This is a genomic window from Spirillospora albida, from assembly GCF_000718255.1.
Classification (GTDB): domain Bacteria; phylum Actinomycetota; class Actinomycetes; order Streptosporangiales; family Streptosporangiaceae; genus Spirillospora; species Spirillospora albida.
In genome coordinates, this window is record NZ_JOFJ01000012.1 from 207052 (window position 1) to 228096 (window position 21045).

Consider the following 21045-nt stretch of genomic DNA (forward strand, 5'->3'; position numbering starts at 1 on the left):
CGCGCCGCCTACAGGACCGCCCTGTGCACGATGCCGGCGAGGTTGTAGCCGAGGACGCCCGCCGTGTCGCTCAGCCCGGGAGTGCTCAGGATCGCGTTGACCTCGCCCTCCGCGAGGCTCCCGTACCAGCGCGTGTCCTCCCTCGGCTTCGCGTCGTCCCAGTAGGCCCGCGCGTGCTTCACGAACGCCTCCGCCTCCGCCCGCGCCGCCCCGTCGAGCCGCTCGATGAACGCGTCGAGCTGCCCCCTGCCGAGGTAGGGGACGAACGAGCTCCAGTTCCCGCCGGTGTCGTGCAGCCCGGTCGTGTCGGGCGCGTCCTCCAGCGGCAGGTGCAGGAACGCGGCGAGGCGCTCCAGCGAGCACCCGGGGTCCGCCATGTGGTCCTCGTAGCGCAGCACCATGTGCGGGAGCCCGTACGTGTTGAGGGTGCGGAGGGCGTCGACATAGGTGTCCCGCCAGATGCCGGCCGCCAGCCACAGCGGTTCGCCCGTCCGGTTCCGGTGGCTGATCGCGAAGGCGACGGGGTTCCGCACGGTGACGATGGCGCTCATCCGCGTCCGGTCCGCCGCACGCGCGTCCCGCTGCTCGACGGCGCGCCGCAGCCACGCGACGTACTTGCTCCCGTCGATGATCACCCGGACGCCCAGCGACCGCGCCAGATCCCGGTGCATGCCGAGCACGTCGTCGTACGACACCCGTTCCCGGAGCGCCGGTGTGAAGTGCCCGCACGGCCGGTCGAGCAGGGAGCAGGGGCCGCATTCCCGCCCGGACGTCGGATGGCTGAACCCGGGCAGCTGCGTGAAGTTGTTCAGCTCCCCGACGTAGTGGGCGTCCTCGATGCGCGTGGTCATATCGCGCCCGATGAGCGTCGATCCGGAGAACAGGGTGCCGACAAGGAAGACCGACCTCACGGCCGGATCCCGTGCCTCGGGAAGTGCCATGCCCGCCATTCTCCCGCCCACCGCCGAGCGCCGGAGCCGAGTGCACCTAGCGGAGGGCGCGGGTGACCGCCTCGCGGGCGGTGGCGCGGAGGGCGGACGGGTCGTCCAGGTCGAAGCCGACCACCAGGCCGTCCCGCAGGAGCATGAGGATGCCGGCGGTGCGGTCGGCGTCGGGGTGGCCGTCGGCGACCAGGAGGTCGTGGAAGAGGCCGCGCATCCAGCGGCGGTGGTCGTCGATGGCCTGCCTGACGGGGTGCGCGGGGTCGGGGTACTCCGCCGCCGTGTTGACGAAGGGGCAGCCCCGGTAGGCGGGGCTGCCGCCGACCTCGCACATGTACGCGAAGAGGGCGTGCAGTGTGTCGCGGGGAGGCGCGGCGGGGAGCCCGGCGGTGAGGGTCCGCTGGCGCAGGCTCTCCTCGGTCACGTAGTGCCGGACGAGGTCGTCCTTGCCCGGGAAGTGGTTGTAGAAGGTCGCCTTGGCGACGCCGGCCTCGGCGATGATGCGGTCGATGCCGACCGAGTGGACGCCCTCGGCGTAGAAGAGCCGGGTGGCGGTGTCGAGGATGCGGGCGCGCGCCGGCTTCTCGCGGCGGCGCTCCGTCGTCTGCGCGGGCACGCCTTGACGTTACCAGACAGATCTGTCTATTATCGGCCTGAACAGACAGACAGGTCTGTCTATACGAAGGGTCGTGCCATGAGCCTCTACACCGCCATCGCCACCGCCGCCGGACGCGACGGGCGCGCCGTCTCCTCCGACGGGCAGCTCGACGTCGCCCTGGGCCTCCAGAAGGAGCTCGGCGGGAACGGCGTCGGCACCAACCCCGAGCAGCTGTTCGCCGCCGGGTACGCAGCCTGCTTCGCCAGCGCCCTGCGGCTCGTCGCGCGCCAGCAGAAGGTGGACGTCTCGGACGCGTCGGTCACCGCCGAGGTCGGGCTCGACGCCAACGGCGCGGGCGGCTTCCAGCTCGACGTGACCCTGCGGGTTGAACTGCCCGACACCATCGGCGCGGAGGCGGGGCGCGCGCTGCTCGAGGCCACCCACCAGGTGTGCCCCTACTCCAACGCCACCCGCGGCAACATCCCCGTCAACCTCGTCATCGAGTAGGCCGCCCGGCACCGGCGGCCCCCGGCAGGGGCATCGATCCGGCCCGCGCGGGTATCGCCAGCCTCAGGCCAGGGCTCGTTCGCCCGCATGCCGTACCGGCCGTTCCCGCACCCCCCGACGCGAGCGGCCGGCCTGCGCGCCGGACGTCGCGCAGACGCCGGGAACGGAACGCAAGGGGGATGCACATGACCGCCACCGCACCGTACGACGAGCTGGCCGCCGCCCTCCGCGGCGACCTGATCCGTCCGGGGGACGCCGGGTACGACGAGGCGCGCGCCGTCTACAACGGCATGATCGACAAACGGCCGGCGGCCGTCGCCCGCTGCCGGGACACCGCCGACGTCGTGTCCTGCGTGCGGTTCGGCCGCGCGCACGGCGTCGAGCTCGCCGTCCGGGGCGGCGGCCACAACGCGGCCGGGCTCGGGGTGTGGGACGGCGCCCTGGTCGTCGACCTGTCGCCGATGCGCGGTACCACCGTCGACCCCGAGGCGCGGACCGTCCGAGCGGACGGCGGCTGCACCTGGGGGGACGTCGACCACGCGACCGTCGCGTTCGGCATGGCGACGCCGTCGGGGTTCCTCGCGTCCACCGGCGTCGGCGGGCTGACGCTCGGCGGCGGCATCGGCTACCTGTCGCGGCGGTTCGGCCTCACCGTCGACAACCTCCTCGCCGCGGACGTGGTCCTCGCGGACGGCTCGTTCGTGAAGGCGAGCGCCGAGTCGCACCCCGACCTGTTCTGGGCGCTGCGCGGCGGCGGCGGGAACTTCGGCGTCGTCACGTCCTTCACGTTCCGCTGCCACGACATCGGAGAGGGCGGAACGATCATCGGCGGCCCGGTCCTGTACGACATCGCGGACGCGGGCGACGTCATGCGCTGGTACCGGGACCTGCTGCCGACCCTGCCGGAGGAGCTGAGCGGCTGGATCGGGCTGCTGACCGTCCCGCCCGCGGCGCCGTTCCCTGAGGCGCTCTGGGGACGGAAGGCGTGCGGCATCGTCTGGTGCTACACCGGGCGGCACGCCCGCGCCGCCGAGGTCCTCGCACCGGTCCGGGCGTACGGCGGCCCGCTGCTGGACGGCCTGCACGGCATGCCGTTCACCGTTCTGCAGAGCGCCTTCGACGCCCTCTACCCGGCCGGGCTCCAGTGGTACTGGCGGGCGGACGTCTTCCACGAGATCTCCGACGCCGCCATCGATGTCCACCGCGAGCACGGCGAGCGGCTGCCCACCGGCCACTCCACCATGCACCTCTACCCGATCGACGGTGCCGCCGCGCGCGTGCCGTCCGACGCGACCGCGTTCGCGTACCGGGACGGCGGCTGGGCGGGCGTCATCGTGGGCGTCGACCCCGACCCCGCCAACGCGGGCCTGATCTCGCAGTGGGCCAAGGACTACTGGGAGGCCCTGCACCCCATGTCGGCGGGCGGCGCCTACGTCAACTTCCTGATGGACGAGGGGCAGGACAGGGTGAAGGCCGCCTACCGGGGCAACTACGACCGGCTCGCGCAGATCAAGAGGCGCTACGACCCGGAGAACGTCTTCCACGTCAACCAGAACATCGCACCCGCCGGCGGCTGACGATTCGCCCCGGCCGGCCATGGGAAGTACCCGATCGGCGGACGCCGATGAGTTTCGCGGGCCGGGCCGGTCCCTATCCGTGGTGAGGCATGCCGACCATCGAAGGGAGCGATCATGACCGGGGTGCGGGTGCTCGTGGGCACGCGGAAGGGCGCGTTCGTCCTCACGTCCGACGGGAGGCGCGAGCGCTGGGAGGTGAGCGGGCCGCACTTCGGCGGCTGGGAGATCTACCACATGGCGGGCTCCCCCGCCGATCCGTCGCGGCTGTACGTGTCGCAGTCCGGCGGCTGGTTCGGGCAGGTGATCCAGCGCTCGGACGACGGCGGCGCGACATGGCGCCCGATGGGCAACGAGTTCGCGTACGAGGGCGTGCCCGGCACGCACCAGTGGTACGACGGGACGCCGCGCCCCTGGGAGTTCAAGCGGGTCTGGCACCTGGAGCCCGCCGCCGACGACCCGGACGAGGTGTACGCCGGGGTCGAGGACGCGGCGCTGTTCCGGTCCGCCGACGGCGGGGCGTCCTGGCAGGAGCTGCCGGGGCTGCGCGAGCACGGGTCCGGGCCGGCGTGGGCGCCGGGCGCGGGCGGGATGTGCCTGCACACGATCGTCCGGGACCCGGTCCGGAACGGCCGGATGTACGCGGCCATCTCGGCGGCCGGGGTGTTCCGCACCGACGACGGCGGCAAGACGTGGCTCGCGGCGAACCGGGGCCTGCGCACCGAGGGCATCCCCGACCCGGACGCCGAGGTCGGGCACTGCGTCCACCGCATCGCGATGCACCCGTCGCGCCCCGACGTCCTGTTCATGCAGAAGCACTGGGACGTCATGCGCAGCGACGACGCGGGCGGGACGTGGCACGAGATCAGCGGCGACCTGCCGAGCGACTTCGGGTTCCCGATCGCCGTCCACGCCCACGAGCCGGACACGGTCTACGTCGTCCCTATCAAGAGCGACTCCGAGCACTACCCGCCGGAGGGGAGGCTGCGCGTGTACCGCAGCCGGACCGGCGGGAACGAGTGGGAGCCGCTGACCAAGGGGCTGCCGCAGAGCCACTGCTACGTCAACGTGCTGCGCGACGCGATGGCCGTGGACGACCTCGACTCGTGCGGCGTCTACTTCGGGACGACGGGCGGCCAGGTGTACGCGTCCGCCGACGCCGGGGACACGTGGGCGCCAATCGTCCGCGACCTGCCGGCCGTCCTGTCCGTCGAAGTCCAGACACTGCCGTGATCCGCGTCGTGCTGCCCGCGCACCTGCGGGTCCTCGCCCACGTCGAGGGCGAGGTGCTGCTGGACGTGCCGGGCGAGGCCACGCTGGGCTCCGTCCTGGACGCGCTGGAAACCCGGTACCCGGTGCTGCGCGGGACGATCCGGGAGCACGGGACTTTGCGGCGCCGCGCGTTCGTCCGCTACTACGCCTGCGAGGAGGATCTGTCCCACGACCCGCCCGACACCGCCCTGCCGGAGGCGGTCGCGCTCGGCAAGGAGCCGTTCCTGGTGGTGGGCGCCATGGCCGGCGGCTAGGCGAGGACGGACCGCACCGCGCGGCGGGCCGGGAGCAGGGCCGCCGGGACGGCCGTGAGGGCGCAGGCCAACACGATGCCCGCCACCTGGAGCCAGGGGATCGCGATCGTGAGGCGCCCCGTGAGGCCGTACAGGCCCGCGACCACCCCGGTCAGGGCGACGGCCGACGCGAGCGCCGCCAGTACCGTGCCGATCGCCGTCACGAGGAGCGCCTCGGCGGCCGTGATCAGGAGCACCTGGCAGCGGGTCGCCCCGGCCAGGCGCAGGGCGGCCTGGTCACGCCGCCGGTCGGCGGCGGCCATCAGCAGCGTGTTCGCGATCGCCATGGCGCAGTAGAGCAGGGCCGCGCCCAGCACGATGTACATGCCGAGGCGGCTGTGCCGTCCGGACTCGGTCTCGGCCGTTTTGAGCCATGTGCCGGTCGCGACGGCGCGGGCGCCGAGATCGCGGACGGCCGCGTGGAGCACACCGGGACCGGTACCGGGCCGGAGGCTCACGTCGATCATCGTGGGACGGCCGTTCCCATGGCGTTCGGTGACGAGGACTCCGCCGTCGCCGATGCCCGTCTTCACGACGGCCACGACGGTGAGGGCCGCGTGGACGCCGTCTTCGCGCCGGACGTCCACGCGGTCGCCGACCGCCCGTTCCCACTCCTCGGGGACGATGATCGAGGCGTCGTCCAGGCGAGTGGGATCGCCCGACACGACGGGAAGGCCGGGTGCCCGGGTGACGGCCTGCGCGGAGGTCTTCACGAGAGCGTCGCCGTCGGGTACGTGGAGCGTCGTGGGTGTCCGGGCGAGGACGTCCGCGCCGGGAATCGCCATGACCGCGCCGACCACCGCCCGGTCGAGGGTGGACCCGGCGGCGGGGGTCACGACGAAGTCGGCGCGGTGCTGGGCGCGCAGCTCGGCGCGCTTCGCCGCGTCGACGCTCGCCGTCGCGCCGAGCAGGGAGGCCGCCAGCCCCACGGTCACCAGGACCGGCGCGGCGGTGGACGCGGTGCGGCGGGCCGCGCTCACGGCGTTCCTCCGGACGACCAGCGCGCCCGCGCCGCTCAGCCTCCTCAACGGCCATGCGACCACCCGGGCCACCGGCGGGACGAGAACCGGGGCGAGGAACGCGACACCCGCGATCAGCAGCATCGTGACGGGGATGTAGTGCTTGCGGTTGGTCGCGCCGCCCGGATCGTCCAGCACCGAGGCCGTCATCGCCAGCGCGGACACGACGCCGCCGAGGCCCATCGCCCAGCGACCGGCGGTCATCGCGCGGGTCTCCAGCTCGGCGTCCCGCAGAGCCTCCACCGGACGGATCCGCCCCGCACGCCGGGACGCGGCCCACACGCCCAGCACGGAGATCACCAGCCCGGCCGCGAAGGCGAGCACCAGTGGCCACGGGGCCACCCCGACCGTGTAGGAGGCGGGCGCCAGTCCCCGGCCGACGAGCCACCGGCCGAGCAGCGCCCCGCACACCGGGCTCAGCCCGCATCCCAGCGCGGCCGCGGCGGCGCCGACGACGACGCCCTCGACGAGCAGCATCCGCCGGACCTGCCGGGACGTGGCGCCGAGCGCCCGCAGCAGCGCCAGCTCCCGCCGCCGCCGGGCGACCGCCAGTGCGGACGTGGACGCCACCACGAAGACCGCGACGAAGCCGCAGACGCCCCCTGCCGTCCCGAGCATGATCTGTGTGTCGCCGGCGGAGGTGAGGCCGGTCGCGGACACGAGCGCCGACCCCATCGCCCCCATCAGGCACACGCCCAGGGCCAGGGCCGTGAACGACCCCGCGAACGCGACCCGGCGCCCCCGGACGGAGAGCAGCGCGAACCTCAGCATGCGGCCGCCCCCGGGTCCGCCGGACCGGCGGCCACGGTCCCGGGCACGCCGGTCGGCTCGTCCGGTGCCGGCCGAACCGTCTCGTCATCCATGCCGTCCAGCCAAGCCGCCGGACGGCGGGTACCGCACTGGTGCCTGCGGGCGTCTTCGCGGTGGTCCTGCTTCTACCTCCCGGCAGCGTGGTGGAGAACACCGCCTTGGCGAGCGGGTTCCAGAGCGTCGTCCATTCGCGACTCGCGCGGCGCGATCAGCTCGGGGGGTGGTCGTCGAGCCAGGCTCTGGCCCGGCGGGCGGACGCGCGCGACAGCCAGGCGTCCTGGACGATCTCCGCCAGTTCCGCGCGGGTGAGTTCGCCGACGCGGCTCCCCCGCAGCAGGACGGAGAGGTGGCCGTCGAAGTGCGGCGTGGTGAAGAACGGCGACGTCTCGTCCTGCACCAGGGCCTGCTTGTCGCCCTCGGACGGGACCCAGAACACGATCACGTCCCGGTAGCGTTCGCCCGTCTCGGGGTCGACCGCGTCGGGGCGCGGGTTGCGGAAGAAGACGAACGACCTGCCGCCGACCTGGTAGACCGGATTGTCCTGGGTGCCCGGGTAGACGGTGACGTGCGGCATGGCCAGGGCCAGCTCGTGCACGTCCTCAACGCGGGCCGGCCGTCCCTCGTCGTTCGGCATGTCCTCAGCGTAGGCGGTAGTGCTGGTTCTACCTTCCGAGAGGGTGCCGGCCGGATCGAAGGGCGCGGGCCCCACTTGTACGGTCGACGGCATGCGGTCGCGGACGGCGTGGAAGGGACTGGCGGAACGGCGGTTCCCGGTGTCCGGGTGGCCCTGGCGCTCGGCCGCCTACCTCCTGACCGGGGGCGTCGCCGGGGCGGTCGAGCTGGTGCTGCTGAGCGCGGCGCTCGCCGTCGGGACGGTGTCGGCCGTCGTGGTGGTCGGGGTGCCGGTTCTGGTGGGGCTGGGTTTGTGCGGAGTGCCGGTGGGGGTGTTCGAGCGCGTCCGGCTGCGGCTCGTGGACGGCGAGCCCGCGCCCGGCCCGCATCGCGCTCCGGGACGTCCGGGGCTGTGGCCCTGGCTGGTCCTGCGGTACCGGGAGCCGGCGACGTGGCGGGAGCTGGCGCTCGCGGTGCTGTCGGCGACCGTGCTGTGGCCGCTGGAGCTGGCCGCGCTGGTGGCCGGGGTCGCCGTGCCGGTGTCGCTGCTCGCCGCGCCCGTTCTGGTGGACGACGGGCACGTGCGCGTCCTCAAGTCCTGGACGCTCACCGAAGGTCAGGCGTGGACGATGGTGCCGGCCGGCCTGGCGGCGCTGGTCGCCGGCGCCTACCTGGTGACGCTCGTCGCGGCGGCGCGGGGGGCGCTCGTCCGGGCGCTGGCGGTGGCGCCGCATGAGCCGGAGCTGGCCGCGCGGGTGGACGCGCTGACACGGTCGCGGGCCCGGCTCGTGGACGCGTTCGAGGCCGAGCGCCGCCGCATCGAACGGGACCTGCACGACGGCGCGCAGCAGCGGCTCGTCGCGCTGACGATGACGCTCGGGCTCGCCCGGACGGCCGGCGCGCCGGAGGCCGGGGAGCTGGTCGCCAGGGCGCATGAGGAGGCGAAGGTGGTGCTGGCGGAGCTGCGCGAGCTCATCCACGACATCCACCCGAAGGTGCTGACGGACCGGGGGCTGCCGGCCGCCGTCAACGAGCTCGCCGGACGCTCGCCCCTGCCCGTCGACGTGGCCTTCGATCTCCCCGGGCGCCTCCCCGGCCCGGTCGAGAGCGCCCTCTATTTCGCGATCTGCGAAGCCCTCGCGAACGCCGCGAAGCACGGTGAGGCGGACACCGCCTGGGTGACGGCCTCACAACGGGACGGCACCGTCGTCGTGGTGGTCGGCGACGACGGGCGCGGCGGCGCCGCGGTCGCGCGGGGCACCGGCCTCGCGGGGCTCGCCGACCGCGTCTCCGTCGTCGGCGGCGCGCTCGAGCTGTCCAGCCCGGCCGGCGGGCCGACCGTGCTCCGCATGGAGGTGCCGTGCGGGTAGTCCTCGCCGAGGACGGCGTCCTGCTCCGGGAGGGCCTCATCGGCCTGCTCGCGCGGTTCGGCCACACGGTCGTCGCGGCGGTCGGGGACGCGGGGGCCCTCACCGCGGCGGCCGAGGAGCACGCGCCCGAGCTGGTGCTGACCGACGTCCGCATGCCGCCCGGCTTCTCGGACGAGGGGCTGCGCGCCGCGGTCGAGGTGCGGAAGGCGCGTCCGGAAACGGCGGTGCTGGTGCTCAGCCAGTACGTCCAGCACACCTACGCGGGCGAGCTGTTCCGCTCGGTCGGCGGGCGCGGCGTCGGCTACCTGCTGAAGGACCGCATCGGCGACATCGACGACTTCCGGGACGCGCTGGAGCGGGTCGCGTCGGGCGGCGCGGTCATCGACCCGGAGGTCGTCCGGCTGCTGCTGCGGCGCCGCCGCGACCCGCTCGCCGCGCTGACGCGCCGGGAGAGCGAGGTGCTGGGGCTGATGGCGCAGGGCCGGACGAACGCCGGGATCGCCCGCGCGCTGACGGTGAGCGAGGCGGCGGTCGCCAAGCACATCGGCGGCATCCTGCGGAAGCTCGACCTGCCGGGCACCGCCGACGACCACCGCCGCGTCCTGGCCGTGCTGGCGTACCTGCGCGCCTGAGGCTCAGCGGGCCAGGAGGATCTCCAGCATCCGGGCGTCCGGGTCCGGGCCGAGGTCGCCGGGAGGGCCCTGGACGAGATAGCCGCCCGCCCACGTGCGGAGCATCAGGAGGGCGCGCAGGCGCGACTCCTCGGGGGTGAAGTCCAGCTCCTCCAGGCAGGCGGCGATGTGCGCGAGCAGGGCGCGGTCGGCCTGCCGGACGGCCTCCGCTGCGTCCTTGTCGTGCTGGGCCCACAGCCGCATCGCCCGGTCGATGGGGGCGACCTCGCGGCCCAGCGCCTGGATGCGGCGGAGCCGTTCACGGGTGTCGCCGGTGCTGCCGAGCGACATCCGCAGCATCTCGTCCGTCCGCTCGTGCGCCCAGCGGTCGAGGAGGGCGCGCAGCAGTTCGGTGCGGTCCTTGAAATGCCAGTAGAAGCTGCCCTTGGTGACGCCGAGGCGCGCGGCGAGCGCGGTGATCGCCACACCGCGCTCCCCCGCTCGGGCGAGTTCCCGGTAGGCGGCCTCGATCCAGGCCACCCGCGTCTGCCTCTGCGTCACCGTCACCGTCACCGTCACACCATGGTCATCGGGCCCGGCTCCAGGCCCAGTTCGATCTTGCCGTAGAGGGCGTACGACGCGTCCGGGTCGAACACCACATGACCCGAGATCGTATTCATGTCGCGCTGGGCGCGCTGGAACGGCGAGCCGGTGAACTGGGCGCTCGCGCCGGCGGCCGAGCAGAGGTCGTTCACCGTCCGGCGGGCGGTGGCGACCACGTGCGCGGCGACGAGGCGGGCGCGGGCGCGCCGCGCAAGCCCCTCGATGGACGGCAGGCCGCGCAGCGCGTCGTCCAGCAGGAGCCGCGCGGCGGCCAGGTCGGCGGTCGCGGACGCCAGCCGGATCTGGCCGGTCACCAGGTCGCGCTGGCGCTCGCCGGTGTAGGCCATGACGCGGCCCCGCATCCGTTCGGCGAACCGCGCGAGGACCCCCTCGGCGATGCCGAGGACGGGCGCCGCGCCGGTCAGCGCGAACACCGGCACGAGCGGGATGCGGTAGAGGGCGCCCGGGTTGGTGCGGGAGCCGGGCGAGCGCCCCTCCGACAGGTCGGCGAGGGGCACCGAGCGGTGGGCCGGGACGAACACGTCCGTGACCTCGATGTCGTTGCTGCCGGTGCCGCGCATGCCGCTGGTGTGCCAGACGTCGTGGACGGTCACGTCCGCGCGGGGCAGGAGGAACAGGCGCGGCTCGATCGCGCCGTCCTCGACGACCAGGCCCATGACCATGACGTGGTCGGCGTGCATGACGCCGCTGGCCCACGACCAGCGGCCGTTGACGCGGTGGCCTCCGTCCACGCGCTCGGCCTTGCCGGTCGGCGCCAGGACGCACGGGATCAGCCCGTAGGGGCGTTCCGCCCAGACCTCCTCCTGCGCCCGCTCGGGGAAGAGCCCCGTCATCCAGTTGTGCAGCGTGTAGATGACGGACAGCCAGCCCGTCGACGCGCAGACCGCGCCGATCTCGCGGCACGCCGCCGCCATCGCCTCGATGCCGAGTTCGGCGCCGCCGAACCGCTTGGGCACGAGCATGCCGAACAGCCCGGTCGCGGCCAGGTCGTCGATGGTCTCGGCGGGCAGGGACCGGGCCTCCTCGGCGGCGGGGGCGCGCTCGGCGAGCGTCGGCGCCAGGGCGCGGACCCGCTGGACGATCTCATCTCCATACTCCATAGTACGGTGACCATACTTGAAGGTATGGAAAGCGTCCATGGGCGCCGGCGCGGGGGTCGGTCCCGATTCCGGGAGGATCCGTCCGCGAGATCCCTCTTCGGGCTCCGAACTGGTAGATTTCCCCCCACTTTTTGCGACTCGAGTGACGAGGGTCGTCGCATGCGAAGCGAACGGAGTGGCGGGGTGGACGGGGGAACGCCGGGCGGCGAGGGCCGCCCCCACCGCGGCGGCCGGCGGCGCCGTCCCAAGCCGGAACGGACCGGCGGCCACGAGCCGGAGAGGCTCAGCGTGATCGGCGCCGCCGTCGTGGCCGTCGGCGCGGTCATCGCGCTCACCGCCTACGCCGTCGGCGACGAGGAACGCCCGGCCCCCTGCCTGGGCGAGGACTGCGCGGCGGCCGGCCTCGCGACGCCCGAGCCCACGCGGTTCGCGGCCCCGCGCGCCGCGCACGCCTCCGAGTCCGCGAAGCCGGAGAAGTCGCCCTCTCCCTCGCCGTCCCCGTCGGCGTCCGCGACGGCCTCCGGATCCCCCACGGCGGCGCCGTCCCCCTCCACGCCGCCCAGGCCGTCCGCACCGCCGTCCACCCCGTCCCGGCGGCCTCCGAGGCCCGACGGCGGCCTCGTCGCCACCTACAACACGTCCAACAGCTGGGGGTCGGGGTTCGTCGGCACCCTGACCGTCGTGAACCAGAGCCGGCGGACCGTCTCGGACTGGCGGCTGTCCGCATACTTCCCCGGCCGACGGATCACCTCGGCGTGGTCCGACGGCGGACGTGTCCGCGGCTTCTTCGACGGCGCCCGCCTCGGCGGCCACGGCGGCTACCTCCCGCCCGGCGGCCGCATCAGCATCGGCTTCCAGGCGAGCGGCTACGCCGGCGCCCCCGCCCAGTGCACCCTCAACGGACGCCCCTGCGGCGGCTGACCCGCTGTGACAATCGCGGCGAAAGCACGCGATAGTTGCCAGGAGCGACAGAGGGAGGGTCATGGACGACCGCCTGCAGACCGACCGGCCCGTCTCGGCACGCGTCTGGGACTACTGGCTCGGCGGCAAGGACCACTACGACGCGGACCGCCGCGCGGGCGAGGCCGTCGCACGGAGGGTGCCCGGCATCGTCGCCGCGGCCCGGACCGACCGCCTGTTCCTCGGCCGATGCGTCCGGCACCTGACCGACGAGGGCATCCGGCAGTTCCTCGACATCGGGACCGGCCTCCCCACCGCCGACAACACCCACGAGATCGCGCAGCGGGCCGCCCCGGGCTCCCGCATCGTCTACGTCGACAACGACCCGCTCGTCCTGACCCACGCGCGGGCGCTCCTCACCAGCTCACCCGAGGGCGCGACGAGCTACGTGGACGCCGACGTCCGCGACCCGGCCCGCATCCTCGACGAGGCGTCGGCCGTCCTCGACCTCTCGCGCCCGGTCGGCCTCATGATGCTCGCCCTCCTGCACCTCATCACCGACGACGACGAGGCCCGCCGCATCCTGGACCACCTCATCGGAGCCCTCGCCCCGGGCAGCTTCGTCGCGCTCTCCCACGCGTGCGCCGACGTGCCGGTGACGCGCCAGGCCGTCCAGGTGTGGAACGAGAGCGGAACGCCCAACCCCATCAAGGCCCGGACGCGCGAGGAGATCGAGGGCCTGTTCGACGGCCTGGACCTCATCGAGCCCGGCGTCGTGTCGTGCCCGCGCTGGCGCCCGGAACCCAACCCCTGGGGCGAGCCCGAAGAGACCATGACTTTCTGTGGCGTCGCCAGAAAACTACCGGCCTGACCGGCGACGGGGCAGGATCAGGGAAAACCGTCCGGTTCAGGGGGACCTCGTGCCGCACATCGCTTTGGACGACCGGATTCCCGGCCTCCCGTCCCTCCTGGCGTTCCGCCCGGAGACGGCCGGCCCCCTGGTCGCCCTCGCCGAGACGCTCCTGCGCGGCGAAAGCCCCCTGGGCCGAGGCGACCGCGAGCTCATCGCGTCCTACGTCTCCGAACTGAACGGCTGCCGCTTCTGCGCCGGCTCCCACGGCGCCTGCGCCGCGGCCCAGCTTCCCGGCGGCGAAGACCTCGTCCAGCAGGTCCACGCCGACCTGGACGCGGCCTCCGTCTCCCCCAAGACGAAGGCCCTCCTGCGCATAGCCGCCGCCGTCGCCCGAGGCGGCCGGGAGGTCGCGGACGCCCACATCACCGCCGCCCGCACCGAGGGCGCGACGGACATGGAGATCCACGACACCGTCCTCATCGCCGCCGCCTTCTGCATGTACAACCGCTACGTGGACGGCCTGGGCACCACCCTCCCCCCAGACCCCGCGATCTACACAGAAGTAGCAAAACGCCTCACCACCCACGGCTACAAAAGCGCCCTGACCCGCCCCTGACCGCCACCCGCCGGTCGGCGCTCTCCTCCCAGCCCTGCCGGGCGGCCATCAGGGAAGCCGAAGGCCGACTCGTCATCGTCGAGTCGAATGCCGAGCTCGACGCCCAGGCCGGACCGAGAGCGACACGGCGGTCGTAGCCGGGCTGTTGCCGTTTACGCGCCCGACTGGCTCGACACCTGAGAGCATGTGGCGAATCGCTGCCTTTAAGCGCGACGGGTTCAGGGAAGGGGCGCCGATGACCGAGAGGGCGACCGGCGCCGACCTTCCGAGCGTCGTGCGGTCAGCCTGGTCGGACGAGTCGTTCCAGGAAAAGGACTCCGACGGCTTCTACATCATTGCCGCAGCTGTCATTGAGCCCACAGCCATGGAGTCCGCACGTGAATCGATGCGGCGGCTGCGTGGCGACCGCGTCACCCCCAAAGCCCACTGGACCGAGATGGACCGCCGGGAGCGCGAGCACGCAGCGCAGGCGGTCGCCGATATCGGCGGGCTGCACGTGGTCGCCGTCGGTTCGCCGGTCCCTGCACGTAGGCAGGAACGCGCTCGCGGCAAGTGCCTGACCGAGCTGATCGTCCAACTGCACGGGTTCGACGTCGGTCACCTGTTCATGGAGGCGCGGCAAGCGGTTCTGAACAGGAGAGACGTTGAAACCGTGCAGCACACTCGGCGGTACTGGCTGCCTCAGGGGACTCGGTTCCGGGTCGAGCACGTGGCCGGGAGCAGCGAGCCGCTACTGTGGGTCGCCGATGTCGTGGCTGGCGCATGCCGAGCCGAACGCCTGGGAGAGGGGATGTACAGGGAGGCGCTCGGGGACGCCGTCCTCGACTTCGAGGTCGGGACGGACTGCTGACCCTCTGAAACGCGCCGAGCCAGGTTCCCGGTCTGCCCCAGGTCACCTGGCTCCACGACTTCCACCGGCCCACGGCCGCTGGCGTCGCTTCTGAGGATACCCCGATCGCCTTCCAGGATCCAGCAATGCGGAGATCCAGCCACTTACATGTTTGGCGGCCGCCAGGGCGAGGCGCCCGCAGCTGGCATTCGCGCCCGATGAGTTCCCGTCCGCACCCGAGTCGGTAGATCAAGGACCACTGGGGTCCGGACGGACGAGGAGGAAGCGAACATGGACGACGAGCGCCTGGTACACGTGAACGGTGTGGAACTGTGCATGCAGACCTCCGGCGAGCCCACCGCGCCGCCCGTCTTGCTGATTGGCAACACAGTGCTGACCTGGCCGGACGAGCTGTGCGAGCGGCTGGCCCGCACGCCGCGCCGAGTCGTCCGGTACGACCTGCGCGACACCGGCCGGTCCACCACCGTCAACCCGGACGCGCCCGGCTACACCCTGCGCGACCTGGTCGCCGACACGGCGGGCCTGCTGACGGCGCTCGGACCGGCCCGCGCGCACGTGGCCGGGTTCGGGGTCGGCGGGTGGATCGCGCAGTTGCTGGCGCTCGACCACCCCGATCGGGTGGCCGCGCTCACCCTGATCGCGACCCGGCCCAACCCGCCGGGGCCGGTGGACGCCGACCTCCCGGACCACGATCCGGAGCTGATGAAGCTCATCATGTCGGCGCCGCAGCCGGACTGGGCCGACCCCGCACGTCGGTGGTGGCGGCCGCGGCGGAGCAGGGACGGCACTTGGCCGGCCGGGCGGGATTCGACGAGGCCGCGGCACGCGAGCGGGCGGCCCGGATCTTCGACCGCACGGTGGTGCCGTCGGGCGCGGACCCCGCGGCGGTGCATCGCTCGAACCAGATCGGGAGCGTCTTCGCCGCCCTGGACCGCGGTCCCCCTCGCCCGCCCCTGACCCCTGGGCGTCAGCGGACGAAGAGGGGGAGGGATCTCCGGGGTTCGAACGCGAAGGCCGCGCCCTTGCTGAACTTCGTCACTGCCACCTCGCCGGATTCGGGGGCGGCGGTGTCGGTCTCGACGACTCGGGCCGTCCAGGTGTCGGGGGTGCCGGTGACCTCGACGTCCAGGTACGGGTTGGCGGCGCGGACGATGGCGCGCAGCGCGTCCGGCTCGTCCGGCGTGCACAGGGGCAGCCAGCCGCCGTCCTCGTGGGCGAGGGACGGTGAGATCGTGATGGTGGCGGCGTCCCGGGTGAGCTCGACGTAGGGCCGCGGGTTCACCAGGGGGTGCAGCTCGATGAGGTAGGCCGCGTCCTCGGGGGCGGTGCCCAGCCCGAGGGCCCGGTGCAGGCGCTCGGCGGCGACGCCGGCGTGGCCGATGAGCTGGCGCAGCGCGACGCGGTGGAAGGTCGCCTCGTCGTCCCCGGCCCGCTGCCGGACGGCCAGCTGGAACGACAGGTTGAGCAGATGGTTCTGCAGCACGACCTCGTCGGCCATGCGGACCAGCGCCGAGTGGGAGAACGCCGCGAAGTCCAGGTCGCTGACCAGGGGGCCGCTGTAGTCGGCCTGGCCGTCCTGGTCGGGGTCGATGTCGTCCAGGACGAGTGTGGCGGCGTGCGAGCGCTGGTTGACGGCCAGCGCCGGGATCGGTTCGACGCCGGGAGAAGCGGGGTCGATCTCGACCGTCCAGGCGCAGTGGGGGTGGCGGTCCGCCGGGGTGCGCGGCGGGCGGTGGATCGGCCGCATCCGCGCCCTCGGGTTGGTGGCCACGGCGGTCGCGTCGAAGGTGGGGTCTTCGATGTCGTGGCACATGTTCTTCACCATGCCGGGGCCCATCGGCTCGACGTCCAGCAGCGCCCCGCAGTGGTCGAGGTGGAAGGCGCCGTGCAGGGGGTCGGTGACGCTGTAGCGGAAGTCCATGAACTGGGGAGGCGCCCCGATGTCGAGCTGCATGCCCTTGAAGATGGTGGGGACGTCGTCGCCCTCGAACCGCAGCGCCTTCTGCATCCGCCGGGTGTAGATCGGGCTGGCGCCCGCCCACTCCTCGATGGCGATCTCCGTCATCTGCTCCTCGCCCCACGCCTCCAGGCAGAAGGGCATGCCGGCGCGGTCGATCAGGTGACCGATCAGGAGCATCTCGGGCACCAGGACGGCCAGCTGCTCGCGGCTCAGATGGTGGTAGCGACTGGGCATCGGATCCTCCCGTCGGTAGGGACGTCCCTAACCTAGGCACCTGCCTGGACAACTGTCTAGTATCTGCCCCGCATCGTCTGTCCGGACGCCGGTTCGATCATCCTCGGCGTCCCCGTGCGCGTGGGGATCACGACCCGTATCGTCGGTACCGCTGGAGTCGGAACGGGGACGGTGAGGAGGTGTGCGGTGGCCGCGGAGGCGATTCGGACGGAAGGCCTGACCAAGCACTACGGGAAGGTGGTCGCGGTCGACGGGCTCGACCTCGAGGTCCACTCCGGGGAGATCTTCGGGTTCCTCGGTCCCAACGGCGCGGGGAAGTCGACCACGATCAGGATGCTGCTGGGCTTCGCCCGGGCGACCGCGGGCCGGGCGTGGGTCAAGGACGTGCCGGTCCAGGACGTCGCGCGCGCCCACCGGCACCTCGGCTACGTCGCTGGGGACGTCGCGGTCTGGCCGCAGCTCACCGGCATGGAGACCCTCACCTACCTCGGCAACCTCTCCGGACGCGTCGATGTGCCGTTCCGGGACGAGCTGATCGAGCGCTTCCGCTTCGACCCCGGCCGGCGCGCCCGCGCCTACTCCAAGGGCAACCGGCAGAAGCTCGCGCTCATCGCGGCGCTGATGACGCGGCCCGACGTCCTCCTGCTGGACGAGCCGACGTCCGGCCTCGACCCGCTCATGGAGGAGGAGTTCCAGAAGCTCGCGCGCGAGGCGGCCGAACGCGGGCAGACCGTCCTGCTGTCGTCCCACATCCTGGACGAGGTGCAGGACGTCTGCCACCGGGTGGCGATCCTCCGCGAAGGACGCCTCGTACAGGTCGCGACCCTGGACGACCTGCGCGGCATCGGCTCCACCGTCTACGACGTCACCTTCGACGGCCCGGCACCCGACCTCTCCGACGTGCCCGGCGTGACGTCCGTCGACCCCATCGACGGCATCGTGCGGGTGACGGTCACCGGCCCGCCCGCCCCGCTGCTCGCCCGGCTCGGCTCCTGCTCCGTGCTGAAGCTCCGCAGCCACGAACCCACTCTGGAAGAGGTCTTCCTCAGCTTCTACGAGGCCGACCGGTGAGCGCCGCGTCCGCCGTCGCGCGGCTGAACGCCCGGCTGATCAGGCGCGGCGTCCTCTGGCTCGCGCTCGTCATCGGCTTCTTCGTCTTCGTCGAGGCCCTCACCTACGAGAACACCTACCCGGACGACGCCGCCCGCGCGAAGCTCGTGGCGATGTCCGACGAACCCGCCCTGCGGATGCTGCAGGGCGTCCCGCACGCCGTCGACACCGTGGGCGGCTTCGTCGCCTGGGACGCGGGCTGGATGCTCTCCGCCATCATCGGCATCTGGGCCATGCTCGTCACGGGGCGGCTGCTGCGCGGCGAGGAGGAGTCGGGCCGGGCCGAGCTGATGCAGGTGGCGCCCGTCCGGGCCTCCCGCATCGTCGTGCTGCAGGTCGCCGTGGTCGCCGCGGCCCTCGCCGTGCTCGGCGTCGTCACCGCGGTCATCCTCACCGCCCTCGGCACCGGCGTCACCGGCTCGGTCGTGTTCGGCGCGGGACTCGCCGGATTCGGGGCGACCTGCGCCGGGATCGCCGCCATCGCCGCGCAGCTGCTGCCCGTCCGGCGCCGCGTGAGCGCGGTGGCGACGGCCGCGTTCGGCGTCTTCTTCGTGCTCCGCATGGCCGCGAACAGCGCCGACGCCCGCGGCGGGCTGCGCTGGGCGACCCCCTTCGGCTGGCTGGACGAACTGCACGCCTACCGGGACCCGAACTGGCCGGCGCTGCTGGTGCTGCTGCTCGCCCCGGTGATCCTGTTCGGGACCGCCGTCCGGCTGCGGCGCCTGCGCGACACCGGCGGCGCGCTGATCGCCGGCACCGACCACGCCCGTGCCCGGCTCCGGTACCTGGGCGGCCCGACGGGCTTCGCGTGGCGCACCACGCGCGGCCTGCTGCTCGGCTGGCTGCTGGGCGTCGCCGCCTACGCCTACGTGACGGGCGCGCTGGTCGCGACCGTCCTGGACCTGATCAGGGACGACCCGAACTACCAGAAGACCCTGGAGGCGATCGGCTGGGACGAGGCCGACGCCGCCGGCGGCTTCATCGGCCTCATGGGCATCCTCATCGGCCTGCTCATCGCCCTGTTCACGTGCTGGCGGATCGGCGCGGCCCAGAACGAGGAGGGGACGGGACGCCTGGACCACGTCCTGGCGCGCCCGGTCACCCGAAGCCGCTGGCTGTCCGGGCACCTGCTGATCACGGCGGCCGCGGCGGTCCTGATCGCCACCTCGGCGGCCGTCGCGATGTGGGCGGGCGCCGCCTCCTCCGGCGCGGACGTCTCCCTCGCCGACACTCTCGCCGCGAACCTCAACCCGCTCCCGGTGGTGGCGCTGGCCTGCGGAGTGGCCGTCCTGCTGTACGGCGCCTTCCCCCGCCTGACCGTCCCCGGGTCGGCCGCCGTCGCCGTCACCGCCTACCTGATCGAGATGGTCGGCCCCGGCCTCAACTGGCCGGACGCCATCCTGTCGATCTCCCCGTTCCACCATCTGGCCAGCGTTCCCGCCGCCCCTTACCGGCCCGTCGCGGCGGCCGTGATGACGGCCGTGGCCCTGGCCTTCATCCTGGTGGGACACGCCCTCTTCACCCGCCGGGACCTCACCGGCGACTGACCGGCCGCGACGGGCCGGGGCTCAGCGGTGGTACCGGTGGACGACCGCGTGACCCTTGCCCCGGCCGATCATCCACCGGTTCAGGGGCGTGGTGAGGAGGAACGCGACCAGGAAGGCGAAGGCGAGCGCGCCCCAGAACAGGGGGTCGGCCAGGCCCGCGTCCATCGCGCCCGGGACGAGGACCATCACGGCGTTGTCGAGGATCTCCATCACGGTGATCGACACGGTGTCCGCCGCCAGGGCGACGCCGAGCGCGGCGCGGAACGCCAGCCCCGCCTTCAGGACGCCGCGCATCGTCAGGGCGTAGCCGAACACGAACGCCAGGACGACCGCGAGGACGATCGTGGGCAGGTCGGGCCAGCCGAGGGCCGTCCCGATCACCATGCCGAGGACCTCGCCGATCGCGCAGCCGGTCAGGCAGTGCAGCGTCGCCTGCGCCGCCATCGCCCACGAAACGGCGGGGGGCGGCCCGTGGTGCTCGCCGTGGTCTCCAGGGTGGTCCGTGGTCATCTCTCGCTCCCTGCCGCTTAAAGATCAGAGTATGCCCGGCACGGCGCCCCCTCGCTTCTTCTAAGCTCGGAGACCGGGACGCACACAGGCCGGGAGAACGCCGATGCCCTTCGGATGGGTGCTGCTCTTCTGCGTGCTGGTCATGCACGGATTCCAGGCCGCGCCCAGCCCGGTCGAGATGATCGGCGTTCCCGTCACCGGCATGAGCGTCCAGCGCCACCATGCTCCGGCGCACGAGGATCCAGGCGACCACCGGCCGGGTGAGCAGCACCCCGGCGGGCAGATCTGCTTCGCCGTCCTGACACTGCTCTCGCTGGCCCTGACCCTCGTCGCCGCGGGCGGCGGTGCCCGGACGGTCACGGCCGCCCTCGTCCGGGGGCGGGCCCGGGTGCGGATCGCGCCCGTCGGACGGCCGCCTCCCCGGCCGTCCCTCCATCGGCTGAGCGTGTTGCGGCTGTGACAGGACCCTGGCGCACCCGGTGCGCCACGGCCACCTCACAACCTCGACACGAAAGGTCATTCACCGATGAAGCACGTGCGCACGCTCGTCATCGTCCCGGTCCTGGCGTTCGCCCTGGCCGCGTGCGGTGACGACGACACCTCCATGCCCCGCGGGCCGATGCAGGGCAGCGGGTCGCCGTCCGCGCAGACGGCGCAGCACAACCAGCAGGACATCACGTTCGCGCAGATGATGGTCCCGCATCACCGGCAGGCGATCGAGATGGCGCGGCTCGCGGAGTCCCGCGCCGCCTCGTCCGAGGTCAGGTCACTGGCGGCGGACATCGAGAAGGCGCAGGGCCCGGAGATCGAGCAGCTCTCCGCCTGGCTGACGTCGTGGGGCTCCCCGCTGCCGTCCGGCATGCACCACGAAGGCATGCCCGGGATGATGGGCGACCGGCAGCTGAAGGACCTCGCCGCCGCGGACGGCAAGGCGTTCGACAAGGCGTTCCTCGAGCTGATGATCGTGCATCACGAGGGCGCCGTGGAGATGGCGGAGACCGAGCAGGCCAAGGGCGCGTTCCCCGCGGCGAAGGCCATGGCCGGCCGCATCGCCTCCTCGCAGACCGCCGAGATCGCCACGATGCGGGCGCTGCTGAAGAAGATGTGAGGCGTGGAGGCGGGCGGTTCCGCGCC

23 protein-coding genes are annotated in these 21045 nt (G+C 73.1%); 15 read left to right on the plus strand and 8 right to left on the minus strand.

The window, feature by feature from the left end; all coding sequences use genetic code 11:
- Window positions 1-8: 8 nt before the first annotated feature.
- Complete coding sequence (locus tag IE99_RS0117190; protein ID WP_157610353.1) at window positions 9-941, minus strand: sulfotransferase family protein; 933 nt, start codon at window positions 939-941, stop codon at window positions 9-11.
- Window positions 942-987: 46 nt separating this feature from the next.
- Window positions 988-1557, minus strand: a complete 570-nt coding sequence (locus IE99_RS0117195; protein ID WP_030171321.1) for a TetR/AcrR family transcriptional regulator — start codon at window positions 1555-1557, stop codon at window positions 988-990.
- A gap of 78 nt (window positions 1558-1635) precedes the next feature.
- Here IE99_RS0117195 and IE99_RS0117200 point away from each other — a divergent pair, with 78 nt between their 5' ends.
- The 4 genes from IE99_RS0117200 (at window position 1636) to IE99_RS0117215 (ending at window position 5146) form a co-directional block, all read left to right on the plus strand.
- On the plus strand, window positions 1636-2046 hold the full coding sequence (locus IE99_RS0117200; RefSeq protein ID WP_030171323.1) for an organic hydroperoxide resistance protein: 411 nt from the start codon (window positions 1636-1638) through the stop codon (window positions 2044-2046).
- A 185-nt stretch (window positions 2047-2231) separates the two neighbouring features.
- Window positions 2232-3623: an FAD-binding oxidoreductase gene (locus IE99_RS0117205; RefSeq protein WP_030171324.1), complete on the plus strand. Its 1392-nt coding sequence runs from the start codon at window positions 2232-2234 to the stop codon at window positions 3621-3623.
- A gap of 114 nt (window positions 3624-3737) precedes the next feature.
- Window positions 3738-4853, plus strand: coding sequence for a WD40/YVTN/BNR-like repeat-containing protein (locus tag IE99_RS0117210; RefSeq protein ID WP_030171326.1), 1116 nt, complete (start codon window positions 3738-3740; stop codon window positions 4851-4853).
- Entirely contained in the window at window positions 4850-5146 is a 297-nt protein-coding gene (locus tag IE99_RS0117215; RefSeq protein ID WP_030171328.1) for a MoaD/ThiS family protein, read from the plus strand. The genes IE99_RS0117210 and IE99_RS0117215 overlap by 4 nt, the downstream gene beginning before the upstream one ends.
- On the opposite strand, the gene IE99_RS0117220 is transcribed toward IE99_RS0117215, so the two are convergent.
- Together IE99_RS0117220 and IE99_RS0117225 are read right to left on the minus strand one after the other, a co-directional pair.
- Window positions 5143-6975: an ABC transporter permease gene (locus IE99_RS0117220; RefSeq protein ID WP_051712599.1), complete on the minus strand. Its 1833-nt coding sequence runs from the start codon at window positions 6973-6975 to the stop codon at window positions 5143-5145. The two genes, IE99_RS0117215 and IE99_RS0117220, sit on opposite strands and share 4 nt — an antisense overlap.
- A gap of 247 nt (window positions 6976-7222) precedes the next feature.
- Window positions 7223-7648: an MmcQ/YjbR family DNA-binding protein gene (locus IE99_RS0117225; protein ID WP_030171331.1), complete on the minus strand. Its 426-nt coding sequence runs from the start codon at window positions 7646-7648 to the stop codon at window positions 7223-7225.
- 91 nt (window positions 7649-7739) lie between these two features.
- Between IE99_RS0117225 and IE99_RS0117230 the strand changes: the two genes are divergently transcribed.
- The gene (locus IE99_RS0117230) at window positions 7740-8996 is read left to right on the plus strand and encodes a sensor histidine kinase (protein ID WP_030171332.1); all 1257 of its coding nucleotides are present in this window, start codon (window positions 7740-7742) and stop codon (window positions 8994-8996) included.
- Window positions 8987-9628, plus strand: a complete 642-nt coding sequence (locus tag IE99_RS0117235) for a response regulator transcription factor (protein ID WP_030171334.1) — start codon at window positions 8987-8989, stop codon at window positions 9626-9628. Before IE99_RS0117230 ends, IE99_RS0117235 begins: the two co-directional genes overlap by 10 nt.
- Before the next feature lie 3 nt (window positions 9629-9631).
- Here the strand turns inward: IE99_RS0117235 and IE99_RS0117240 are convergent, their stop codons facing one another.
- Entirely contained in the window at window positions 9632-10180 is a 549-nt protein-coding gene (locus tag IE99_RS0117240) for a TetR/AcrR family transcriptional regulator (RefSeq protein WP_169744444.1), read from the minus strand.
- A 2-nt stretch (window positions 10181-10182) separates the two neighbouring features.
- On the minus strand, window positions 10183-11331 hold the full coding sequence (locus tag IE99_RS0117245) for an acyl-CoA dehydrogenase family protein (protein WP_051712601.1): 1149 nt from the start codon (window positions 11329-11331) through the stop codon (window positions 10183-10185).
- Window positions 11332-11514: 183 nt separating this feature from the next.
- Here IE99_RS0117245 and IE99_RS0117250 point away from each other — a divergent pair, with 183 nt between their 5' ends.
- The 5 genes from IE99_RS0117250 (at window position 11515) to IE99_RS29325 (ending at window position 15507) form a co-directional block, all read left to right on the plus strand.
- The gene (locus tag IE99_RS0117250; RefSeq protein ID WP_030171339.1) at window positions 11515-12252 is read left to right on the plus strand and encodes a cellulose binding domain-containing protein; all 738 of its coding nucleotides are present in this window, start codon (window positions 11515-11517) and stop codon (window positions 12250-12252) included.
- Window positions 12253-12313: 61 nt separating this feature from the next.
- Window positions 12314-13102, plus strand: coding sequence for an SAM-dependent methyltransferase (locus IE99_RS0117255; RefSeq protein ID WP_030171342.1), 789 nt, complete (start codon window positions 12314-12316; stop codon window positions 13100-13102).
- A 49-nt stretch (window positions 13103-13151) separates the two neighbouring features.
- Window positions 13152-13700, plus strand: coding sequence for a carboxymuconolactone decarboxylase family protein (locus IE99_RS0117260; RefSeq protein WP_030171344.1), 549 nt, complete (start codon window positions 13152-13154; stop codon window positions 13698-13700).
- A gap of 235 nt (window positions 13701-13935) precedes the next feature.
- Complete coding sequence (locus IE99_RS29320; RefSeq protein ID WP_030171346.1) at window positions 13936-14550, plus strand: hypothetical protein; 615 nt, start codon at window positions 13936-13938, stop codon at window positions 14548-14550.
- 270 nt (window positions 14551-14820) lie between these two features.
- Window positions 14821-15507, plus strand: a complete 687-nt coding sequence (locus IE99_RS29325) for an alpha/beta fold hydrolase (RefSeq protein ID WP_051712602.1) — start codon at window positions 14821-14823, stop codon at window positions 15505-15507.
- Between the two features lie 10 nt (window positions 15508-15517).
- Here IE99_RS29325 and IE99_RS0117275 read toward each other — a convergent pair whose 3' ends face one another.
- Window positions 15518-16744 carry a hypothetical protein gene (locus IE99_RS0117275; protein ID WP_030171347.1) on the minus strand — a complete coding sequence of 409 codons (1227 nt, stop codon included), beginning with the start codon at window positions 16742-16744 and terminating at the stop codon, window positions 15518-15520.
- Between the two features lie 186 nt (window positions 16745-16930).
- Between IE99_RS0117275 and IE99_RS0117280 the strand changes: the two genes are divergently transcribed.
- Both IE99_RS0117280 and IE99_RS0117285 read left to right on the plus strand, forming a co-directional pair.
- Window positions 16931-17815, plus strand: a complete 885-nt coding sequence (locus IE99_RS0117280) for an ABC transporter ATP-binding protein (RefSeq protein WP_211258832.1) — start codon at window positions 16931-16933, stop codon at window positions 17813-17815.
- Window positions 17812-19401, plus strand: a complete 1590-nt coding sequence (locus tag IE99_RS0117285; protein ID WP_030171351.1) for an ABC transporter permease — start codon at window positions 17812-17814, stop codon at window positions 19399-19401. Before IE99_RS0117280 ends, IE99_RS0117285 begins: the two co-directional genes overlap by 4 nt.
- Window positions 19402-19422: 21 nt before the next feature.
- Here IE99_RS0117285 and IE99_RS0117290 read toward each other — a convergent pair whose 3' ends face one another.
- The gene (locus IE99_RS0117290) at window positions 19423-19911 is read right to left on the minus strand and encodes a DUF4396 domain-containing protein (protein WP_030171353.1); all 489 of its coding nucleotides are present in this window, start codon (window positions 19909-19911) and stop codon (window positions 19423-19425) included.
- A gap of 103 nt (window positions 19912-20014) precedes the next feature.
- Between IE99_RS0117290 and IE99_RS0117295 the strand changes: the two genes are divergently transcribed.
- On the plus strand, window positions 20015-20371 hold the full coding sequence (locus IE99_RS0117295; protein WP_030171355.1) for a DUF6153 family protein: 357 nt from the start codon (window positions 20015-20017) through the stop codon (window positions 20369-20371).
- 66 nt (window positions 20372-20437) lie between these two features.
- A complete protein-coding gene (locus IE99_RS0117300; RefSeq protein WP_030171356.1) occupies window positions 20438-21019 on the plus strand; it encodes a DUF305 domain-containing protein in 582 nt (193 codons plus the stop codon).
- Window positions 21020-21045: the final 26 nt, after the last annotated feature.

Coding starts and splice junctions, on each gene's coding strand:
- IE99_RS0117190 (WP_157610353.1), bottom strand. CDS start 941: ATGGCACTTCCCGAGGCACGGGATCCGGCCGTGAGGTCGGTCTTCCTT.
- IE99_RS0117200 (WP_030171323.1), top strand. CDS start 1,636: ATGAGCCTCTACACCGCCATCGCCACCGCCGCCGGACGCGACGGGCGC.
- IE99_RS0117205 (WP_030171324.1), top strand. CDS start 2,232: ATGACCGCCACCGCACCGTACGACGAGCTGGCCGCCGCCCTCCGCGGC.
- IE99_RS0117210 (WP_030171326.1), top strand. CDS start 3,738: ATGACCGGGGTGCGGGTGCTCGTGGGCACGCGGAAGGGCGCGTTCGTC.
- IE99_RS0117220 (WP_051712599.1), bottom strand. CDS start 6,975: ATGCTGAGGTTCGCGCTGCTCTCCGTCCGGGGGCGCCGGGTCGCGTTC.
- IE99_RS0117225 (WP_030171331.1), bottom strand. CDS start 7,648: ATGCCGAACGACGAGGGACGGCCGGCCCGCGTTGAGGACGTGCACGAG.
- IE99_RS0117230 (WP_030171332.1), top strand. CDS start 7,740: ATGCGGTCGCGGACGGCGTGGAAGGGACTGGCGGAACGGCGGTTCCCG.
- IE99_RS0117245 (WP_051712601.1), bottom strand. CDS start 11,331: ATGGAGTATGGAGATGAGATCGTCCAGCGGGTCCGCGCCCTGGCGCCG.
- IE99_RS0117255 (WP_030171342.1), top strand. CDS start 12,314: ATGGACGACCGCCTGCAGACCGACCGGCCCGTCTCGGCACGCGTCTGG.
- IE99_RS29320 (WP_030171346.1), top strand. CDS start 13,936: ATGACCGAGAGGGCGACCGGCGCCGACCTTCCGAGCGTCGTGCGGTCA.
- IE99_RS29325 (WP_051712602.1), top strand. CDS start 14,821: ATGGACGACGAGCGCCTGGTACACGTGAACGGTGTGGAACTGTGCATG.
- IE99_RS0117275 (WP_030171347.1), bottom strand. CDS start 16,744: ATGCCCAGTCGCTACCACCATCTGAGCCGCGAGCAGCTGGCCGTCCTG.
- IE99_RS0117290 (WP_030171353.1), bottom strand. CDS start 19,911: ATGACCACGGACCACCCTGGAGACCACGGCGAGCACCACGGGCCGCCC.
- IE99_RS0117295 (WP_030171355.1), top strand. CDS start 20,015: ATGCCCTTCGGATGGGTGCTGCTCTTCTGCGTGCTGGTCATGCACGGA.
- IE99_RS0117300 (WP_030171356.1), top strand. CDS start 20,438: ATGAAGCACGTGCGCACGCTCGTCATCGTCCCGGTCCTGGCGTTCGCC.